Annotated in this window: 1 pseudogene; it reads right to left on the reverse strand. The window is 48.8% G+C overall.

Going from position 1 to position 721, the window contains the following annotated elements:
• A pseudogene (locus JCM15764_RS20735) lies at positions 1-280 on the reverse strand (hypothetical protein); the annotation flags it as partial.
• Between the last annotated feature and the right edge of the window lie 441 nt (positions 281-721).

The following is a 721-nucleotide window of genomic DNA, read 5'->3' on the forward strand; positions in this document are numbered from 1 at the left end:
GTTCCGCGTTCCAGGAAGTCAGCCTCACCAAAATCAGCTTGCTTTCGCCGGGGTGCCAGACCAGTTCCATGCTCGCCCGCACGGTACGCTGTTCCTGAAGTACTCGTTTCACATATCGCTGGACGGTATTGTAGGAACAGGCATAGCCGGCAACTTCTGAAATAAGTCGATCGTGGATACGTTTCGCGGTGTGCCGCTGCTTATGCCACCGCCCTTGATCTTCTAAAAGCCATGAATCAATGAGCGGCTTATACGGATCCAGGATTGATTCTTTTGTCATCTTTTCCGGTGGTTTTGGAGAAAAATCATCTTGCTTCAGTACTTGCGTACGGTTTTAGGGTCTACTCCATAGGTTCTGGCTAACTCGGCCACTGAACTTCCTTCTCGGTACTGTTCCCTGATACCTTGTATTTGGGGCATGTTGATCACCTTCCTTGATCCTCCTTGTCGTTGTTGGTCCTTCGACAAAGGGATTCTGGATTACCAGGAGGCAGTGTTCAACTGCCCCTGATTTTTCCCGGGAATTCCCAGTGATAAAACCAGGGAAATCTATCTGATATTTTCAGGGATTTTCAGCTTATATTAAACAGCGCTCCTTCCCGCACCAAACCATACATGAATTTTCTCTGTTCCCTGGCAAGCTGTGAAGGGATTGAATTCCAGACGGCTCGTATTCGCGGAACCATCGCGGGGTCAGCGTATTTCGAAAAGTCCTGCTCAT

Source organism: Geotalea toluenoxydans JCM 15764, assembly GCF_001311985.1.
Classification (GTDB): Bacteria; Desulfobacterota; Desulfuromonadia; order Geobacterales; family Geobacteraceae; genus Geotalea; species Geotalea toluenoxydans.